We start from the raw sequence: 1,005 nt of genomic DNA on the forward strand, positions 1-1,005 counted from the left end.
CGCGCTACACGACCTCCGGCTCCGGTGGGACGCTCGTCGAGGACGTGAGGCCGGTGGTCGTGCGCGGCACCGCCACGACCGGCACCCCGGCCGACCCGTCCATCGGGTCACGGGACCTGCCGCTCTGGCGCCTCCCCATCGACGGCGTGAGCCTCGGCGACCCCGAGCGCGTCACCCAGCCGATGCCGACCGTCAAGGAGCTCTGGGATTCCATATCCCATACAACCGCAGTCCCGTGCGCGCCGGCTTCCGGCGTGCCGGCCAACGCGATCTCCGTGATCAGGTACGGCCGGGTGGTGCGCGTGAAGGTCGTCGGCAGCCTCGGGGTGAGAGGGGGCATGTGGGACGCCATCAACCTCGCGTCCGGGCTCCCGAAGCCCGATTCGAGCGAGGTGTACGCGGCAGGCATCGCTCAGGGCGTGGCGTCACCGCTGCTGCTCCGCGTCGACTGGAACGGCAACTTGGGCATCCGCGGCGCGGGCGTGACCGGCTGGAACGGCGGCTGGCTCTTCGCGTCGTTCACGTACCTCTCGGTCTAGGCCGCGCATCATCCCATAGCCCGTGGCGCGATCACCAGGTACGCCCCGGCCGCCTCGCTCACGAGCATCTCGGTCTCCCCTCCGCATGGCGCCGCATGACGCGCAGAGCCTACCACCCCTGAGAGGAGGTGATGCGATGGCCTACATCGAAGTCGGGGCCGCCGTCGCCCTGGGGGGTCTGATCGTGGCCGTCTTCAACGCCGTCTACACGAGGCAGCGCGACGCGCGGGCGGACGGGAGCGACCACGCGACGAGCGACGGCGAGCGCGACGCCAACATCCGCGCGCTCAACGTCCAGATGGCCATGCAGACGGACATGATGCGCGAGGTGCGCGACACGACCCGCGACATGAGCAAGCAGCTCGGCAGCCACACGGAGCAGCTGGCGAGGCACGGCGCGCAGCTCGCCGAGCACGACCGCCGCCTCGCCGCGATGGAGCGGAGGTGCGATGAGCGGCACCCGGCG

General features: G+C 71.1%; 2 protein-coding genes. Both read left to right on the forward strand.

Annotated elements, in window-relative coordinates; translation table 11 throughout:
* Positions 1-539, forward strand: a 539-nt coding sequence (locus tag CAP13_RS10055) for a hypothetical protein (RefSeq protein ID WP_179185042.1), incomplete at its 5' end; no start/stop codon positions are given.
* 136 nt (positions 540-675) lie between these two features.
* Positions 676-1,005, forward strand: a 330-nt coding sequence (locus tag CAP13_RS09485) for a hypothetical protein (RefSeq protein ID WP_143764955.1), incomplete at its 3' end; no start/stop codon positions are given.

It is taken from the genome of Collinsella vaginalis (assembly GCF_900176655.1).
GTDB classification, from domain to species: Bacteria; Actinomycetota; Coriobacteriia; order Coriobacteriales; family Coriobacteriaceae; genus Collinsella; species Collinsella vaginalis.